Genomic DNA, 16401 nt, shown 5'->3' on the forward strand with positions numbered 1-16401 from the left:
AGAAAAATCCGATATACGGAATTACGCCACGCAGATTTTGAAAGATTTTCGCAAATGTCGGAATCAGAGAACGCCGGAAGCTCCAGCCTCACCAAGGCGATCCACATCCTGAAAGACCTCGCAGATAACGCGAGCGAGGGTGTGCGGGTCATCGATCTCGCGCGGAGGCTGAATCTCAGCCAGCCATCGGCGCATCGGCTATTGAAGACCCTGATTGCCGAAGGCCTCGTGGAGCAAATGCCAGAGGGGAAATCCTACCGCCTGTCGCTGGAGTTCTTCTCGATCGCCTCGCAGGCGCGCAGGCGAGAAGGCATCCTCGACATCGCCCGGCCGTCACTCTTGAGGCTGTCCGCCACCTTCAACGACACGGTCTTTCTGCTGGTGCGCAGCAATTTTGACGCAATCTGCCTCGACCGCGTCGAGGGTCCCTTCCCGATCCGCTCCTTTACCGGCGACATCGGTGGCAAGGTGCCGCTCGGCATCGGCCAGGGCAGCATCGCCATCCTCGCCCACCTGCCAGAGGAAGAACGCGAGGCGATCATCAAGTTTAATATGCCTCGCATCATGGACCGGGCGGCGATCGACGAGGTGGACCTGCGCATCAAGATCGAGGAGGTCAGGCGGATCGGCGCAGCCCAGATGAATTTCGAGATGATCGAGGGCATGGCTGGGCTCGGCGTGCCGGTTCTTGACCGCAACGGCATCGCCGTCGCCTCCTTGAGCATCGGCACGCTGGCATCGCGCCTGACGGAAACGCGAAGCGGCACGATCACCGATCTCTTGAAGGCAGAGGCGCAAGCGATCAGCAGTAAGCTCAATCCCTTCGACCCGACCCTACGTTATCCGGCCTCCGCCTTGCGGGCCGCGCAGAAGGGCTGAACCTTTAGGAACATGCGACTGAACTACGGGCGGTACCTGCTTTCCGGGGGCTCGCTGACTGTGATGGAAATTGCAAATATCACAGGCTTCGCGGACACAGCGCACTTCTCGCGTGAGTTTCGCAAAGCGTTCGGAGACACGCCGAGCGCGTTCCGCGCATCAGAACGCACCAACGAGCATCAACTGGTAGCTGAAACGGTTGGGCGCCGAGCTAATGCTTCAGGATCTGACCGAGAAACAGCTTGGTCCGCTCGTGTTTTGGATTGTCGAAGAAATCATCGGGCCTAGCCTCCTCGAGAATCTGTCCCGAGTTCATGAAGATTACGCGATCTGCGACGGCCCTGGCGAACCCCATCTCGTGCGTGACGCAGACCATCGTCATGCCGTCCTTTGCCAGGCTCGTCATGGTATCAAGGACTTCGGACACCATCTCGGGGTCGAGCGCGGATGTCGGTTCGTCAAACAGCATCACGGCCGGCTGCATGCAGAGCGAGCGCGCGATCGCGACGCGCTGCTGTTGGCCGCCGGAAAGCTGGATTGGAAACTTGTGGGCCTGTTCCGGGATGCGTACCCGATCGAGGAATGTGAGCGCCCTTGCCCGCGCCTCCGCTTCCGGCACGCCGTTGATCCACATCGGTCCGACCATGCAGTTCATCAGTACGGTCATGTGCGGGAAAAGGTTGAAGTGCTGGAACACCATGCCGACGTTGCGGCGCACGTCCGAGACATTGCGCATCTTCGGATGCAGGTTGATCCCGTTGACGACGATCTCACCTTCCTGGTGCGCTTCCAAGCGGTTGAAGCACCGGATCAAGGTAGATTTGCCGGATCCGGACGGACCGCAAATCACGATGCGTTCGCCCTTGCGGACCGTCAGGTTGATGTCGGTCAGCACCTGGAAGGCGCCGTACCACTTGGAAACATTTTTGACGTCGATGATGGTCTCGGCGCTCATCTGACCTTGCTCCTGGCATAGTGACGTTCGATGCGGGACTGGATCAGCTCGAGAACGATAGACATCGTCCAATAGAGCATGGCGGCTGATATGAGCATTTCCATATGCTGGAAGGTCTTCTGGCCAAGAGTTCGTGCGAGAAACATGAGTTCCCAGACACCGATGACGGAGACCAGCGAGCTGTCCTTCAGCATGGAAATGAACTGGTTACCGGTCGGAGGGATGATGACCGGCAGCGCCTGAGGCAGGATGACCTTGCGCATCGTCAGCCCGAAGCCGAAGCCGATAGAGCGCGACGCCTCCCACTGGCCACGGTCGATGCTCTGGATGCCGGAGCGGAAGATTTCCGTCATGTATGCGCCGTAGCAGAGCGAAAGTGCCAGAATACCGGCCGGCACCGCGTCGATGATGAAGCCGAGCTGCGGCAGCCCGAGATAGATCAGATAAACCTGCATCAACAGCGGCAGGCCGCGAAAGAAGGACGTGTAGAAGCTCGCAATCGCATAGGCGAAGCCGTTGGTCGAGAGCTTGGCCACGGCGCCGAGGATGGCGATCGCCGAGGCAATCACAATCGAGATCGCCGAAACATAGACCGTCGTCACCAGCCCTTGCGTGATGAGGAACGGCAACTTTTCCTCTATGAAGGGCAGGCTGAGATCGAAGGTCTGGAAGAAGGCGAGGAACAGCGCCAGCAATTCGAGCCAGACGACGACGATCTGGACCCTGAGGCTCGCAAAGCCGATCAGGACGATGTTGAGGCAGAAGAGCACCGCCACGACGAAGGCGGTCGCAAAGCGGCCGTAGAATCCGCTTTCGAGCGGCTCGCCGATCACTGGCCGCATCAGTTCGCCCATCGTTGTGCCGGTCAGACCGAAGGCCGTGAAGGCAATGAGGACGGCAGCGAACATGCTGGCCACGAACCATGGCTTGTGGACGAGTATTTCGGACTCGACAGTATCCGGATAAAGCATCTTTGGTCCCTTTGGACAACGTGCGGTCCGGCTGCCCGGACCGCCAGACATGGCTGCCTTACTTCACGACGGTGTAGTCGACGCCGTACCATTTCTCCGACAGCTTGCTCAGCGTGCCATCGTCCTGCATCGCCTTGATCGCTTCGGCGATCTTGTCGCTCAGCTCCTTGTCGCCGTGTTCGACAGCGACTGCGAGCGGTTCGTAAAAGACCGGGTCGCCAACCTGCTTGATCGGATAGCCGGCCTTGATTGCGTCGCGAATGCTGGGCAGCGACGATACGACTGCGTCGAGCCGCACACCGTCACCGAGGCGCAAATCATCGAATGCGGTCGTCGAGTTGGCGTAGGACTTCACCTCCTTCGGCTTGAAGGTGTATTCGAAGGCAGGTGCGCCAGCAGCGTCGAGGGTCAGATCCTGTTTGGCATAGGCTTCGAAGGTGGACGTCGCCGTCGCACCAACGACCTTGTCGTCCAGATCGATCAGGCCGACCACAGCGCTGTCCTTGTGCACGGCCACGGCGGCCGGGGTGTAGTAGTAGACGGCCGGGAAATCGAAGACCTTGGCACGCTCCTTTGTCGGCGTCATCGAGCCGACATGCATGTCCCAGCGCCCCTGCCAGTTGCCGGCCGTGATGATGTCCCAGCCGGGAGTTACGAACTCGACACCGACACCCAACCGCTTGGCGAGTTCCTTGGCGACATCGACATCGAAGCCGTCCATCTCGTTCTTTTCGTTCATGAAGGACTGCGGCGCCCAGTTGGCGTCGGTCGCTACCTTCAGTGTCTTTGCATCGAGCACGTGGTCGAGTACGGCACCGGCGTGGGCCGGAACGGTCGCGAGCGACAAGGCAAACGATGCCGCCGCGGTGAGTTTTGCGAATGTGTTCATGCTGTCGTTCCCTTTGTCGTTCTGGTTTTTGACAGGGTCCTCTTCCTGCCATCGGGTTGATCTTGAGTTCTGAGCCCGCCATCCGTCTTCCGGCGATACGAGGTAGCGTGGCGCTGCCCCTTCCTAGAAAACGTGGAAGTCAGCGCTCTCCTTTTTCAGCCATCTCGTCGCGGACGCTCCGGGCCACGCGGAACGCTTCGACGCCTGCGGGAATGCCGCAGTAGATCGCGATCTGCACGAGTGCTGCGCGAAGCTCCTCGTCGGTCAAACCGTTGCGGATCGCCCCGCGAAAGTGGATGCCGAATTCGTGCATGCGGTTGAGCGCTGCAAGCATTCCGAGGTTCAGTAGGCTGCGGCTCCTCAGATCGAGGCTTTCGTCCGTCCAGACGGTGCCCCAGCAATGTTCGTTCAACAGATCCTGAAAGGGCCGCGAGAAGGCATCGCTGCTGCCGATTGCCCCATCGACATAGCCATCGCCAAGCACCTGGCGCCGGATGGCCTCTCCCCTTGCTCGCAGTGCTTCATCCATCGACCGTCTCCCCCTGGCTCATGAACTCGCCCATCAGCGTTGCCACGACGTCGGGCGCCTCGATCAAGATGGAATGGCGAAGGCCCGGCAGGATACGAAGCTCGGACCCGGGAATGCGCTCGTGCATGTAGCGCGCCATGCGCGGGTTGGAGCCGGCATCGTCTTCGCCGGTAGCAATCAGCGTTGGGCATCGGATCTGGTCGAGAAAGCCGCCGAAATCCGTTTCCGCCAACACACGATAGGCTGCCGCGTAGCAGTCGGGGTCGTTTTCGGCGTCCCGCGCCCTTAGCCGTTGGATCACCTGCGGGTTGTTCTCCTGGAACTCTTCCGTCAGCCAGCGCGACAGCGAAGCATTGTGATGGTCGGCAGGCGTTCCGTCTCTGAGGGCGGCGAGGCGGTCGAGAACCCGCTCACGCTCGGCCGGCGTGCGGCCGGCCACGGTCGACAAGAGCGCCAGCCTGCGCAGACGTCCAAGGTGGGTCAGAGCGAGACGCTGGGCGATCAGGCCGCCCAGCGAAAAGCCTGCAAGATTGAAGGTCGGGAAGCCCGCTGCGTCGGCAAGCCCCAGCGTCTCGTTGACGAAGTCGTCGATCTCGTAGCGGCCCTTGACCCGGCTGGAGCGGCCATGACCACGAAGGTCGAATGTCAGGATCGTGAACCGGTCCTTCAAACGTTCGACCACGCCCGACCACGCTTCGAGATAGGAGCCGACGCCGTGGATGCAGACGAGCGGTTCGCCTTCTCCCTCGATGCGGTAGTTGAGCGTCACCTCTCCGACGGTATGGCGCTGAGCTCCTGCCATGTTCAGGCACCCACCGCGATACGCTTCTGTTCCTTCTCACGGGCCGCGAAGAAGGGCATGATTTCGCTGGCAAATAGCTCCAGCGTCCGCTTCTGCAGCTCGAACGGCAGATTGAAGGTCAGGCCCAAGCAATACTGGTCCACACCGGCGGCCTCATAGACCAACAGCTTCTCGATCGCTTCGTCCGGCGTGCCGAACATCAGGTTCTTGCGGATGTTGTCCGGATTGTAGTTGTCCTTGCCCTTGACCGCTTCGTAGGGCACTGCCTCGGGGAAGCCGTTGTGCACCGTGCCGATGTTCTGCATGAGGTTTTCGAAGGCGCGGCCGTAGTCCATGCTGTGCTTGACGGCACGTTCCCACCCATCCGGCCGGTCATAGACGCAGGTGCGGCGCTGCATCATAAAGCGCGGGCGCGGCACCTCCGGATGATCGGCGACCGCCTTGCGAAATTTCTCGGAGAGCACGTGGATTTCGGCTTCCGGCGCGGAGAGCGGCGTCGATAGGATACTGGCGCCGTTTGCGATCGCCCAGTCGAAGGTTCCGGGATCGCGCGCCGCCACCCAGATGGGCGGGTGGGGTTGCTGCAGCGGCTTCGGCACTGCCGCCGTGACCGGAAACTTCCAGTATTGTCCCTCATGGGCATAGTCGCCGGACCAGAGCTTCTTCACGGCCGGCACGATCTCCTTCATGTAGGCCACCCCCTCCTGCTGCGGAATACCACCCGCCATACGGTCGAACTCGTACTGGTAGGAACCGCGCGCGATCCCGAACTCCAGGCGGCCATTGGTCAGGTGATCGCAGAGCGCCGACTCGCCGGCGAGCCGGATGGGATTCCAATAGGGCGCGACCAGAGTGGAGGTGCCGAGCCGGATGCGATCGGTGTGCTGCGCGAGCCAGACCAGCGTCTGGAACGGATTGGGGGAGATCGTGCATTCCAGCGTATGGTGTTCTGCAGTCCACAGCGTTTCGAAGCCGCCTTCGTCGGCAAGCCGCGCGAGTTGCAGCAAGTTGCTCTTGACCTGCTCCATCGGAATATCGGGGGAGAAGCGTTCCATCGTGAGGGAGACTGCGAACTTCATGTTTTCTGCCTTTCCTGTGCCCGTGCTTTTGCTGTCACTTCAGACGGATGACGAAGGGGTCCTGCATCGCGCCGGAGTAGTCGACGATGACGTTCTTCAACCGCGAGAACTCGTGCATGACCTCGAACCCGCCGCGCCGGCCGTAGCCGCTTTCCTTGAAGCCGCCGTTGGCAGACATGAAAGACGCGGAGCGGTAGGTGTTAATCCAGACGGTCCCGGCATCGATCCGGTTGGCGAACCGCAGCGCCCGGTCGATGTCCTTTGTCCAGATGCCGGAAGCCAAGCCGTATCGCGTATCGTTGGCGAGCCGGATCATCTCTTCCTCGTCGCGGAACGGCATGACGCCGACCACCGGACCGAAGAGTTCGTCGCGCATGAAGGTCATGTCGTTTTGCGCATCGACCATCACTGTCGGCTCGAAATACCAGCCCCCTGACGAAAGCCCTTGCCGCTGCGGACGCCGCCCGCCGGCGGCAACGCGCGCCCCTTCCTTGACGCCGGAGGCCACGTAGGATTCAACCTTGGAGAGCTGATCGGCGAGCGCGAGCGGACCGATGTCGGTGTCCTCGACCGCCGGGAGACCGACCCGTATGCGTTGCGTTCGGGCGACGAGCGCCTCAACGAAGCGATCGTAGATGCGCTCCTCGACGAAGCAGCGAGAACCGGCAACGCAAGTCTGGCCAGCGGCTGCGAAGACCCCGGAGACGACGCCGTTGACCGCATGTTCGATGTCGACATCACCAAAGACGACGTGAGGCGACTTGCCGCCAAGCTCCATCGAGCACGGAACAAGGTTCTGCGCGGCGTTGCCGGCGATGCGCCGGCCGGTGGCCGTGCTGCCTGTGAAGACGTATTTCGCAACGCCAGGATGACGCGTCAGCGCCTCACCGGCGCTCTGGCCCGTACCCGTCACGACATTGACGACGCCGGCGGGAAAGCCCGCCTCGTGGATCAGTTCCGCAAGCGCCAAGGTCGAGGCGGTCGCATGTTCCGAGGGCTTGATGACGACCGTATTGCCGATTGCAAGGCACGGTGCCAGCGTGCCGGTCAGAAGCATCAACGGCGAATTCCACGGCGTGATCATGCCGACGACGCCCAAGGGCTCGCGCAGGTTGAAGTTCAACGTATCGAGACGATTGATTGGAATGGTCTCGCCCTGCAGCTTGTCGGCCATGCCCGCGAAATAGTGATAGCTGTCTGGCATCGAGCGCATCTGCGCCCGGGTTTCCTTGAGAAGCTTGCCGTTGTCGCGCGTCTCGATTTCCGCCAGCCTATCGGCATTGGCGCGAACAAGTTCGGCGAGACGGCGCATCAGCGCGCCGCGATCGGTCTGCGTCATGCGGCGCCAGGCCGGGTCGCGGAAGGCGGCGGCGGCAGCAACGACGGCTGCCCCGACATCGTCCGCACCTGCTTCAGCAAAATGATACCAGGGCTCGCCCGTCGTCGGGTCGAAACTGGCGATGTAGTTGCCGTTCTTCGGTGCCACGAACTGCCCGCCGATGAACAGCAACTGGCGCGAACCCTCGATGGAATTGACCGTCGTCTTCATTTCAATGTCCTTGGTCTTGGGAGGTCTGAAGCCAGGTGCGAGCTTCGCCGTCGATCATTGCCACACGGCCGCCGTCGTCGGAATCCATGTAGATGCCGAAGCGGCCGGCTTGCCGCTCGCGCACGTAGCGGCGCAACATGGATCGCAGTTCGTGCGTCGCGATCGTATCGTCAGGAAGATCGTCGAGCGGGAAGAAGCGCAGATCGGATGGCAGGCTCGTGCCGGCGCCGCCCTCACCCGCCAGCCGTGCGCGATAGACCAGGTAGCCCGGGTCGCTGTCGGCGACATCGAAGACGGAGTAAAGGAAGGTCTCGTCCGGGACGAGGCTGAGCGCGTCGCCACCGTCGATGACGAGCTGGCTGTCGGCTTTGCGGCGCCGTGCTGACGGCAGAACCCAGCCGCCCTTGCCATCCGAACGCAGCAGCAAGCCTTCACCGGCCTCGATCAGATAGCCGATGATCATCCCATGCGACGCAAGCCAGCCGTTTGGCAGCGGGTCCTTCACACTGGCATAGCGGCCGCGGCAAAAGCCGAGCGGTGCGGTGGGACTGGTGCCGAATGCGCGAACCTGGCCGATCAGGATTGCATGGTCGCCGGCGTCCACGGTGTTGTAAGTCGTGCAATCGAACCAGGTCAGGCTGTCAGTCAGGACCGGCGCGCCCGTGTGGATATGATCGTAGGTCACCGACTGGAATTTGTCGGGGGATTTCGAGGCAAAGTTTCCCGAGACGTCGACCTGTCCTTCATGGAGGATATTGACCGCAAAACATCCCGCATTCGTGAAGGCAGGATAGCTCGACGCGGATTTCGCGACGCAGACCAATAGCAGCGGCGGATCGAGCGAAACCGACGTGAACGAATTCGCCGTCATTCCACGCGGCGTGCCGTCTTCGTCGCGGGTGGTGATGACGGTGACACCGGTTACAAACGTGCCGAAGGCGCGACGAAGCGCAATCGGATCAATCGGCACGTCCGTCGATGCTGCTGTCTCAACCATGCGCTTCTCGCCTCCTCACCATCAAGTTGGTTGGAGGCTAACGCCGTGATGGCGACCATGCTTCCATGGCTTCAAAGGAGGAGCGAAGGAACTTCTCCATCGATCCCGAGGAGACGATCAAAGGCGCAGATGATCGGTGGCGACGAGGTCACAAGGCGATACTTGGCCGATGAAGATAAGCTAACTGCTGGCGGTAGAGCGGTTGTCGATGACGCCGTGCAGGCGGATCGCGAGCTCGACGGCAAAGCGCTTTTCCGGCGTCTCGACATCGACGCCGAACAGTTCCTGGATGCGCGCCAGCCGATAGCGCAGCGTCGTCACATGCAGGCCCATAGCATCGGCACAGGCCTGATTTCGGCAACCTTCCTGCAGATACACCGACAGGGTTTCGAGGTAAGGAGTACCGTTGTCACGGTCGTGATCGGCAATGGCGCCCACGCTCTCCTGCACGAAGCCGCGCACGTCGCCCGCCTCGCAGGCGGCGACCAGCATCGGCAGCGGGCCGAAATCCTGGGCGGAGACCGCCCCGGTCAGGCCGAATGAACGCCCGATGCGGATCATCCGGGCGCAGCGCTCCCAGGCTGGCGGATAGTCCGAAAGGGCCGCACACCGATTGCTGGCGACGACGATAGGTGCCTCGTCGAAATAGCGGCCGAGTTCCTCGGCGATACGCCGCGCGAGCTTTGTCGTGCGCTCTTGCCGCTTACCCGTATCATGAGGGACGAGGCAGACGACGCCGCCCTCGACCGCGATCAGGTTTGCCTGAACGGATGCCTGCTGCATGACACGCGAGAGCGTGTGCTCCACATCGACAGAAGCGCCGCCAAATGCCTTCGTCTTGTCCGGAAAATCGACGACGATCATCTGCTGAAGCGTTGAGAAGCTGAGCCCGAGCCGTTGAGCCCGCTGGGCGACATCACCGGCATTACGCCACCGCGCCTCCACGATCTCGAAAAAAAGTTCGGTCTGCGTCCGCGTCTCGAAGCGAAACCGGATGAAGCTTCGCATCATCTGCACGCTCAATGCAAACTTGGCGCTGTCGAGCATCAGGAGATCGAGATCGCTGAATTCGCGGGTCGTCGGGAAAATGATGAGCGCCCCAACCAGTTGATTGTCGACCATCAGCGCTTCGATGCGGGCCGTTATTTTGAACCGTTGCGTGCCGTCGTCGAGGTAGAGGCTCACGGCGTCGGCCGTCCCGCGCTCGACGGCATCACGGGCCGCCTTCATCAGCGGCCGGCTAAGAACGGTAGCGGCCGCCTGCTGCCAACCAGCCTCGTCGTAAAGCGCGTTCGGCGACCGGCCAGCAACGACCTGATTGGCCGTGAAATCAACGACGACGGCCGGGTTCAGCAACATCTTCCCAACCATGCTGGAAAGCGATGCGACCGACCCGTCGCTCAACACATGTTCGAGCAGCGACGTATGCGCCTCCAGCGCGCGTTCCAGCCGCTGGGCGGATCGCTTCTCAGCTTCGAGACGGTGTTCCCGTTGGACGGCGATGGCGCCGAGGTGGATGATCGTGCCGAGAAAAGCAAGGTCGTCCTCCGACACTTCAGTCACCTCGCGGGCGATGACGCTGAGCACCATCGGGCGGCCCTCAGCATCCCTGCAGTTCATCGGCATGACGAGCACCGTTCGATAGTCGCGCTCGAAGGCCTCTTTTCTGTAGCCCGGAAACTCGCCCGACGCACGCGCGTCCCTGATATAGACGGGCTCATTGCGCTGCAAGGCGATCAGGGAGGGGCTGGTCGCCAGCTCCCACTTGTCGGGCAGCTGCCGCTCGATCAGCGTTGGATCATGGCGCACGATGACATAGGCATACCCATGCGCAGCGTCGATCCCCATGATCGAGCCTAGGGCCCAGTTCGCATGGCGGCATGCAGCGGCGATGAGCTGCTGCAATGCCGTCTGAAGATCGCTACCGCTGTTAATCTGGCTCGCGATGTCGCGGAGCGACAATATCCGGGACTTCTGATCCAACTGCCTCGCCTCTTGATTTCTATCAATCAACATGCGCGCCGGTAGTGGACAAGTCTACTTCGTTTCGATGGATATCTTCGGCGAAACTTTCTATGAAAAGTAGTATCTTCAACGCCGAGTTCGAGGTCATCGAACTGGCGATGACCTCGAAGCCGCTATCCCATTCAGGCTTCAGTCAACGCCGGCTTTTTCGAGCACTGAGATCGCCAGAACCTTCGCCCCCGTCTTGATGGAAATCTCCGGGGCCGGAGCGAAAAATGGCGAATGATTGGAGGGAACGGGCCTGTTCTCTTGGCTGGCTTTTTCAACCTGTTCGGGTGAGGTCCCGCCAACCCAATAGAAAATGGAAGGCACGCCTGCTTCTATGAACTCGGGATAGGTCTCGACGCCCAACGTCGGCTGGACCGCGGTCGGGACGTAGACGACGCCGTCAAAGGACGCATCCAATGCCGGCCTGACGTCGCCGATCAGCTCTGACGAGTTCGTGCCGGCCACAGCGCCGCCGCCGATGCGCAGCAGTTCGGGTTCCGGCGCCATGGCCGATTGCGCCGTCGTTTTGGCGACGCGCTGCATCGCCTCCAGCAGCAGCTTGCGCGTCTCCGGCGTGGTCGAACGCATGGTCAACTTCAGCTTGGCCTGATCGGGGATGATGTTGCCCGCAGTCCCCGCCTGAAAACTTCCGACCGTAATCACGCCCGGTTCGCGCGGATCCTTCTCACGGCTCACAACAGCCTGGATATCGGTGACGAAACGGGCCCCCTGGACGATCGGATCGATCGAGAGATGCGGAGCGCTGCCATGCGCCCCGCGACCCTTGAAGGTCAAGTCGAACGTATCGGAGTTTCCGCTGAAGGCACCGTCCTTCACCATTATTTTGCCGGCGGGATCCCCGTTCACGTGCATGGCGAAGCCGAAATCTGGCTTCGGAAACGTCTCGAACAGGCCGGCCTTGAGCATGGCCGTTGCGCCGCCGCCGATTTCTTCGGCCGGCTCACCGACGAGGAGCAGCGTTCCATGCCAATCATCCTTCATCTCGACCAGCAATTGGGCCGCCCCAAGCCATGACGCCATATGGATATCATGACCGCAGCTATGGGCGACAAAGACCTTTGCCGTCTCATCTGTGTTTCCAGGCCATTGGGTTGCCGGCACCTGTACGCGACTGGCGTAATCGAGCCCTGTCTTCTCCTCCATCGGCAGCGCATCGAGTTCGGTTCGCAGCATGATCGTCGGGCCGTCGCCATTCCTAAAGACACCGACGAGAGCGGTACCCACACCGAAGCCGACGGTCACCTCGAAGCCAAGCTTCTCCAATTCTGCCGCCAGACGCTTTGCCGTCCGTGTCTCATGAAAGCCGAGTTCAGGATTGGCATGGAGTTCCTTGTAGACCTTCTCGAGTTCCGGATACTTCTGGTCGATGAGCCTATCGAGTCGTGCGCTCGCAGCGTAAGCTGTGCCCGCGGAAAGCTGCAGGACAAGCATCAAAGCGGTCGTATTCGCCAGTAACGTCTTCATTTGGTTCCCTTCCATCTGGTGGTCGCCTGTTGGCGGAGCCATGATGGGCGGGCGCAGAGACGGGCGCATTCTCACGGACGGAGGAAGACCGATGCCATTTTTTCTCCACTCGGAGCTAAGGGCCGAAATTTCCTCCAAAAAGAAGACGATCTAGATTTCGCTCATTGAGCGGAGTCGTTCAACGCAGGGATCTCCTTGTTTTTGCAGGAACAACCGGTGCCCACTTCCTCGAAACAGAGGAAGAAATGCCCAGGCGAGCCGGTAAGTTGTCGCAAGTTTCCACTATCAGCGGCGTCCCAATGACCCTCGGCATCCGAAAAATTTGCACCTTCCTGGAAGAAACCCTTATCGAAGGCGGCAAGATAGCGCCGCGCCCGGTCAACGTCGTCTTGGTGGCTGCAGTGATCCAGAACCCCTGGGCAGGGCGAGGCTTTGTCGAAGATCTGCGGCCGGAAATCACTCGCATCGCCGGTGAACTTAGCCAGGAGATGACGGGCCGGCTGCTCCGCCAGATGCCTGCGGATAAGGTCGAGGCTTGCGGCAAGGCCGCGGCCGTCGGCATCGCCGGTGAGATCGAACATGCCTCGGCGATGATCCACACGCTGCGCTTCGGCAACCCCTTCCGCGAAGCGATCGGCGGCACGAACTACCTCGAATTTGCCAACACTCGTAATGCGCCGGGCGCTCTGTTGTCGCTGCCGATGATGCACAAGAGTGAAAACGGCAAACGATCGCACTTCCTTACCGCCAACTTCCAGATCGCCGACGCCCCCGGCCCCGACGAGATCATCGTTGCTATCGGCGCTGCCGATAGCGGTCGCGCGCACGCGCGCATCGCCGACCGTTTTCAAGACATCGCGGAAATGGAAGCAGAAAAGGCGGCATTGCTCGGAAGCGCTTGACGCAGACCAGAGCGCGATACCGCCTCAGGAGTTTGCCAGGAGACTTGACGCGATCGACCTACGCATCCTCGACGCCATCCAACGGGATGGCCGCATCACCAAGCTTGCACTCGCAGAAAAGGCGGGCCTTTCTGCCACGCCCTGCTGGATGCGGCTACGCAGATTGGAAAAGGCCGGCATCATCAGCGGATATCACGCGCGCCTATCTCTTCGACGGGTAGCCCCCGTCGCAAGCGCCATGGTCGAATTGACACTTGCCAGCCACCGCCAAGTCGACTTCGACAGATTCGAGCGGGTTGTTCGCGACATTCCCGAAATCGTCTGCTGCTGGTCAGTCGGCGGTGGCGTTGACTATGTCCTGAAGATCGTCGCTGCCGACATCGACGCCTACCAGCGCCTGATCGACACGCTTCTCGACTGGGAACTCGGAATCGCCCGCTACTTCACCTACGTCGTCACGAGGACCGTCAAGGAAGACCCAGTTGTGCCAGTGTCGCTTCTCGTGGCGACTTGACCCTTTTGCGAATTGACTTCGCCTTTGCGCCGGCGCCTTCACCTTTTCGGAACAAGACGTTTCCTGCACCTCGCTCGAGGCCATCTTTTCTTGCTGAGATCCCGGAACGATTTCGCGATGCGGGCGTTTCCACGTTGTCTTGATTCTGTTTCCCCAATCAGGGTCAGGCACAAGGCTTCACCAATGTCCCCCAGTGAAGTCTCTTCGATAAGAGCCTCTGGCCTCGTCGTGCCCCCGACGGGGCCATACTTTTTAAGACAGCTCTTTATCGGAAAGCGCTTTGATAGGGCGAGTGCGGCTTCCAGGCTTTGCGACGAAAATTGCAGAAAACGCGCATGGAAACGTAGGGTGCGGGAAAATGTTCCGCCATGGGACTTCAGTCTGATAATCCCTCCGCAATGGTCCTAATACCGTAGCTGCCAGCGCCAGCCGCCCTAGATTTTCTTTTAGCCCATGGCCAGCTCCCCTGCGCGCTGCGGGCGAACAACGACACCAGGGCGGCCTATCGTCCCTTCGGTTCGCCCTGGTGTCGCTGATGATCGAAGGAACTCAGGATGTACGAGCAATACCGCTATAACCAACCAGAGCGAAAATTCTCGACAGGGCTTCCGATCGGAGTGATGCTCCTGGCGATGGTCGTCATCGGCGGCTACCTGTTCGTGGGCAGCGCGCTCTCGAACACCCCTCGCCAGCAAGTCGCCACTGTCCTTCCAACGTCGGTCGCACCCTCGAATTAGGCTCTGGCGGAAACGGGGGACCAGCCATGAGACTCATGCACCTGGGACGAGCCCGCCTGGAGATGGCTTTACCCCGCCATCGCCCCCAGCTGCGCCTTGCGAAAGACCCTGATCTGCTCGATCTCTTCGAGGCTTACGCGCTCGCCGCCTCGGCTCTCGACGATCTTTTGCAGGAGTACCCGGCTCGCATCCAGCTGATCACCGAATATCAACAGATCTGCGCCGACTTGCAGACAGAGGTCGTGGTCCTGCTCACTCTCACGGATGAGCGACTGTTTCCATGATCGACCGCGGCCCAAGCCCATGCCTTTACGAAGGGACAGGGTTCTCCCTGTCGCACAAAGGGATCGAACCCTGACAAACGAGTACAGCGGAGGGTCGAGCCATGACCGAACGACGCCAGATGGACGCCAGCGAAATACCGGCATTTGTGTTCGACGTCCTCGAAGTAGGCTGCGACATTTGCGCTGTCGGCCACGACAGCTACGTAATTGGCGAAATCGACGAGCAGACCCAAGCGAGCAGAACCCTTGATCGGATACTAGAGAAATACGGAAACCGCGACCCTCTGAGATGGCAAATTGTTGCCTATCTTTGGTCAATCGGCCGCTTCGTGGAGCTTACGTCGGAGCCCACACGGCATTGATTGCACGTAGAGCCAACCACGCTGCCGGCATGTCCCAATGAAAACATGTATCGCCGCGGTCGGCTGGTCCGACCACAGCCCGGGGATAGCCGAGAGGGCGGCGTCCAAGCCGTATCCGTCAGGCAATCTCTTAGAACCACGTGCCGACAGCCGGTTCTTGCGCGAGAAGCTTCTCTTCGAATGGTTACCGCCGACGGATGCCGTCAATTGCTTCGCACCGACAAGAGTTCCGCTGTCGGGTAAATGAGCCGTTGGAGCAATTGTTCAACTCGGTGGGAACAGGCGCCATGAAAGCTCGTTATATCGGTGAGATACAGAGGAGTCTTTCATGTCCGGTTTCGCAGACCTGCCTCCCCTTGCTGATGACATCGAAGCCGGGCTCGCGGCCTACATGACCGACCCGGAGCTTTCACCGTCCCCTGCCGGTCGAGCCGCCGCAATTGAGACTATTTTGCGCGACTGGCTTGTCGCACATAGTTACATGGGCGCCCCCCCGGATCCCGCCCCCATTCGGTTAGATTCCGAAGGTGTGAATCGAGAAGAAGTCCAGTATCCAGGTTTTATCAAATAGCACCCTGACGCAGGTTCGCCTCCCGCCGGCCCAAGTCAAGCAATCGAGCCTAGTCCCGAGCAGGTCCAACTCGCTGGATGCATGCTCCTTACCAGGCGCTATCGAGGCGTTTGCGCACGCGCCAGCGATCGGGCAATGTCGACGATGTCTTTTCCACCACGCGAGGCGTCACATCCGGATCGCCCTTCTCGATAAGCGCGCCGATCTCATCAAGCACTGCAGAGCCCTAACCAGCGGATAGGCTCCCCACTCATGATTGACGGGCAGACTTGACTTCCTTCCGACAACGTCGCCACATCTTCGTCGCTGGCAAACTTGCCTCGGTCGGCCTCGCGCAATGTAGCACTGATATCGTTGATGTCTCGACCGCGGGTGGTGTGGCTGTCATATTTCGCGCGTCGGACAAATGCTTTCGATCCGCAGAGAGGAAATAGACTTATGGCAGATGAGGTCAAATTGGACGACAACCAGGTTACTGCGACCGCTCCGGCGGAAGTGGCAGCGCCTAAGAAGCGCGGACCACGAGCAAAAAAAGTGGACGCTGCCACGGCAGAGTCAAGCCCCGCACCGAGCGCCGGGAAAGGCCGGAAGCGCAAGGAAACTTCGGCCGAGGCGAAAACTGCAAGTCAACCGAAGCGCGCCGCAAGGGCAAACGCCGCAAGGAAGAACGACGACAAGAGGACGGCCGCGCAATCGCAAGTACATGACGAGATCGCGGATCTTCTTCAGCTGGAGAAAGAGAATTCGCGGCTTCGCCGGGAGCTCGGCGATAAGTTGCGGGCCGAGAATGCTGAGTTGCGCAAGCGGCTCGGGCTCAGCTGAGTGTTAATGAAAGACCGATCGTCTACGCGATCGGTCTTCGTCAAAGCATCCTTCGGAGATG

At 60.6% G+C, this 16401-nt stretch carries 20 protein-coding genes; 9 read left to right on the forward strand and 11 right to left on the reverse strand.

Features of this window, described 5'->3' with window-relative positions; genetic code table 11:
• Positions 1–54 precede the first annotated feature (54 nt).
• Together ASE71_RS04330 and ASE71_RS37565 are read left to right on the forward strand one after the other, a co-directional pair.
• Positions 55–879, forward strand: coding sequence for an IclR family transcriptional regulator (locus tag ASE71_RS04330; protein WP_060519046.1), 825 nt, complete (start codon positions 55–57; stop codon positions 877–879).
• A 12-nt stretch (positions 880–891) separates the two neighbouring features.
• Entirely contained in the window at positions 892–1167 is a 276-nt protein-coding gene (locus tag ASE71_RS37565; protein WP_082566333.1) for a helix-turn-helix domain-containing protein, read from the forward strand.
• Here ASE71_RS37565 and ASE71_RS04335 read toward each other — a convergent pair.
• The 10 genes from ASE71_RS04335 to ASE71_RS04380 all read right to left on the reverse strand — a co-directional run bounded on the left by ASE71_RS04335 (position 1091) and on the right by ASE71_RS04380 (position 12286).
• Positions 1091–1834: an amino acid ABC transporter ATP-binding protein gene (locus ASE71_RS04335; protein ID WP_034799947.1), complete on the reverse strand. Its 744-nt coding sequence runs from the start codon at positions 1832–1834 to the stop codon at positions 1091–1093. The genes ASE71_RS37565 and ASE71_RS04335 overlap by 77 nt on opposite strands.
• Positions 1831–2805 carry an amino acid ABC transporter permease gene (locus tag ASE71_RS04340; RefSeq protein ID WP_034799945.1) on the reverse strand — a complete coding sequence of 325 codons (975 nt, stop codon included), beginning with the start codon at positions 2803–2805 and terminating at the stop codon, positions 1831–1833. The genes ASE71_RS04335 and ASE71_RS04340 overlap by 4 nt, the downstream gene beginning before the upstream one ends.
• A gap of 58 nt (positions 2806–2863) precedes the next feature.
• Positions 2864–3694 carry a transporter substrate-binding domain-containing protein gene (locus ASE71_RS04345; RefSeq protein ID WP_060519044.1) on the reverse strand — a complete coding sequence of 277 codons (831 nt, stop codon included), beginning with the start codon at positions 3692–3694 and terminating at the stop codon, positions 2864–2866.
• A gap of 139 nt (positions 3695–3833) precedes the next feature.
• Positions 3834–4223: a carboxymuconolactone decarboxylase family protein gene (locus ASE71_RS04350; RefSeq protein WP_060519042.1), complete on the reverse strand. Its 390-nt coding sequence runs from the start codon at positions 4221–4223 to the stop codon at positions 3834–3836.
• Entirely contained in the window at positions 4216–5025 is an 810-nt protein-coding gene (locus ASE71_RS04355; protein WP_034799940.1) for an alpha/beta fold hydrolase, read from the reverse strand. The genes ASE71_RS04350 and ASE71_RS04355 overlap by 8 nt, the downstream gene beginning before the upstream one ends.
• A gap of 2 nt (positions 5026–5027) precedes the next feature.
• On the reverse strand, positions 5028–6104 hold the full coding sequence (locus ASE71_RS04360) for an LLM class flavin-dependent oxidoreductase (protein ID WP_060519041.1): 1077 nt from the start codon (positions 6102–6104) through the stop codon (positions 5028–5030).
• Positions 6105–6138: 34 nt separating this feature from the next.
• On the reverse strand, positions 6139–7653 hold the full coding sequence (locus tag ASE71_RS04365; RefSeq protein WP_060519039.1) for an aldehyde dehydrogenase: 1515 nt from the start codon (positions 7651–7653) through the stop codon (positions 6139–6141).
• 1 nt (position 7654) lies between these two features.
• Positions 7655–8650, reverse strand: coding sequence for a flavin reductase (locus tag ASE71_RS04370; RefSeq protein WP_060519037.1), 996 nt, complete (start codon positions 8648–8650; stop codon positions 7655–7657).
• Positions 8651–8830: 180 nt separating this feature from the next.
• Positions 8831–10633, reverse strand: a complete 1803-nt coding sequence (locus ASE71_RS04375) for a helix-turn-helix domain-containing protein (RefSeq protein ID WP_060519035.1) — start codon at positions 10631–10633, stop codon at positions 8831–8833.
• A 171-nt stretch (positions 10634–10804) separates the two neighbouring features.
• Positions 10805–12286, reverse strand: coding sequence for an amidohydrolase (locus ASE71_RS04380; RefSeq protein ID WP_200950016.1), 1482 nt, complete (start codon positions 12284–12286; stop codon positions 10805–10807).
• Between the two features lie 161 nt (positions 12287–12447).
• Between ASE71_RS04380 and ASE71_RS04385 the strand changes: the two genes are divergently transcribed.
• From ASE71_RS04385 to ASE71_RS04410, 6 genes are all read left to right on the forward strand, one after another.
• Complete coding sequence (locus ASE71_RS04385; RefSeq protein ID WP_060519031.1) at positions 12448–13050, forward strand: amino acid synthesis family protein; 603 nt, start codon at positions 12448–12450, stop codon at positions 13048–13050.
• Positions 13051–13066: 16 nt separating this feature from the next.
• A complete protein-coding gene (locus ASE71_RS04390) occupies positions 13067–13564 on the forward strand; it encodes an Lrp/AsnC family transcriptional regulator (RefSeq protein ID WP_060519190.1) in 498 nt (165 codons plus the stop codon).
• 554 nt (positions 13565–14118) lie between these two features.
• Entirely contained in the window at positions 14119–14301 is a 183-nt protein-coding gene (locus ASE71_RS04395; RefSeq protein WP_034799928.1) for a hypothetical protein, read from the forward strand.
• A 26-nt stretch (positions 14302–14327) separates the two neighbouring features.
• Positions 14328–14585, forward strand: a complete 258-nt coding sequence (locus ASE71_RS34795; protein ID WP_034799927.1) for a hypothetical protein — start codon at positions 14328–14330, stop codon at positions 14583–14585.
• Between the two features lie 101 nt (positions 14586–14686).
• Entirely contained in the window at positions 14687–14947 is a 261-nt protein-coding gene (locus ASE71_RS04405; protein ID WP_234798879.1) for a hypothetical protein, read from the forward strand.
• Between the two features lie 328 nt (positions 14948–15275).
• Complete coding sequence (locus ASE71_RS04410; RefSeq protein ID WP_034799922.1) at positions 15276–15518, forward strand: hypothetical protein; 243 nt, start codon at positions 15276–15278, stop codon at positions 15516–15518.
• Between the two features lie 88 nt (positions 15519–15606).
• Here the strand turns inward: ASE71_RS04410 and ASE71_RS37315 are convergent, their stop codons facing one another.
• Positions 15607–15735: a hypothetical protein gene (locus ASE71_RS37315; protein ID WP_255382115.1), complete on the reverse strand. Its 129-nt coding sequence runs from the start codon at positions 15733–15735 to the stop codon at positions 15607–15609.
• Positions 15736–15956: 221 nt separating this feature from the next.
• On the opposite strand from ASE71_RS37315, the gene ASE71_RS04415 reads away from it, so the two are divergent.
• A complete protein-coding gene (locus ASE71_RS04415; protein ID WP_060519029.1) occupies positions 15957–16340 on the forward strand; it encodes a hypothetical protein in 384 nt (127 codons plus the stop codon).
• Positions 16341–16401 lie beyond the last annotated feature (61 nt).

The organism is Ensifer sp. Root954 (assembly GCF_001429005.1).
Classification (GTDB): domain Bacteria; phylum Pseudomonadota; class Alphaproteobacteria; order Rhizobiales; family Rhizobiaceae; genus Ensifer; species Ensifer adhaerens.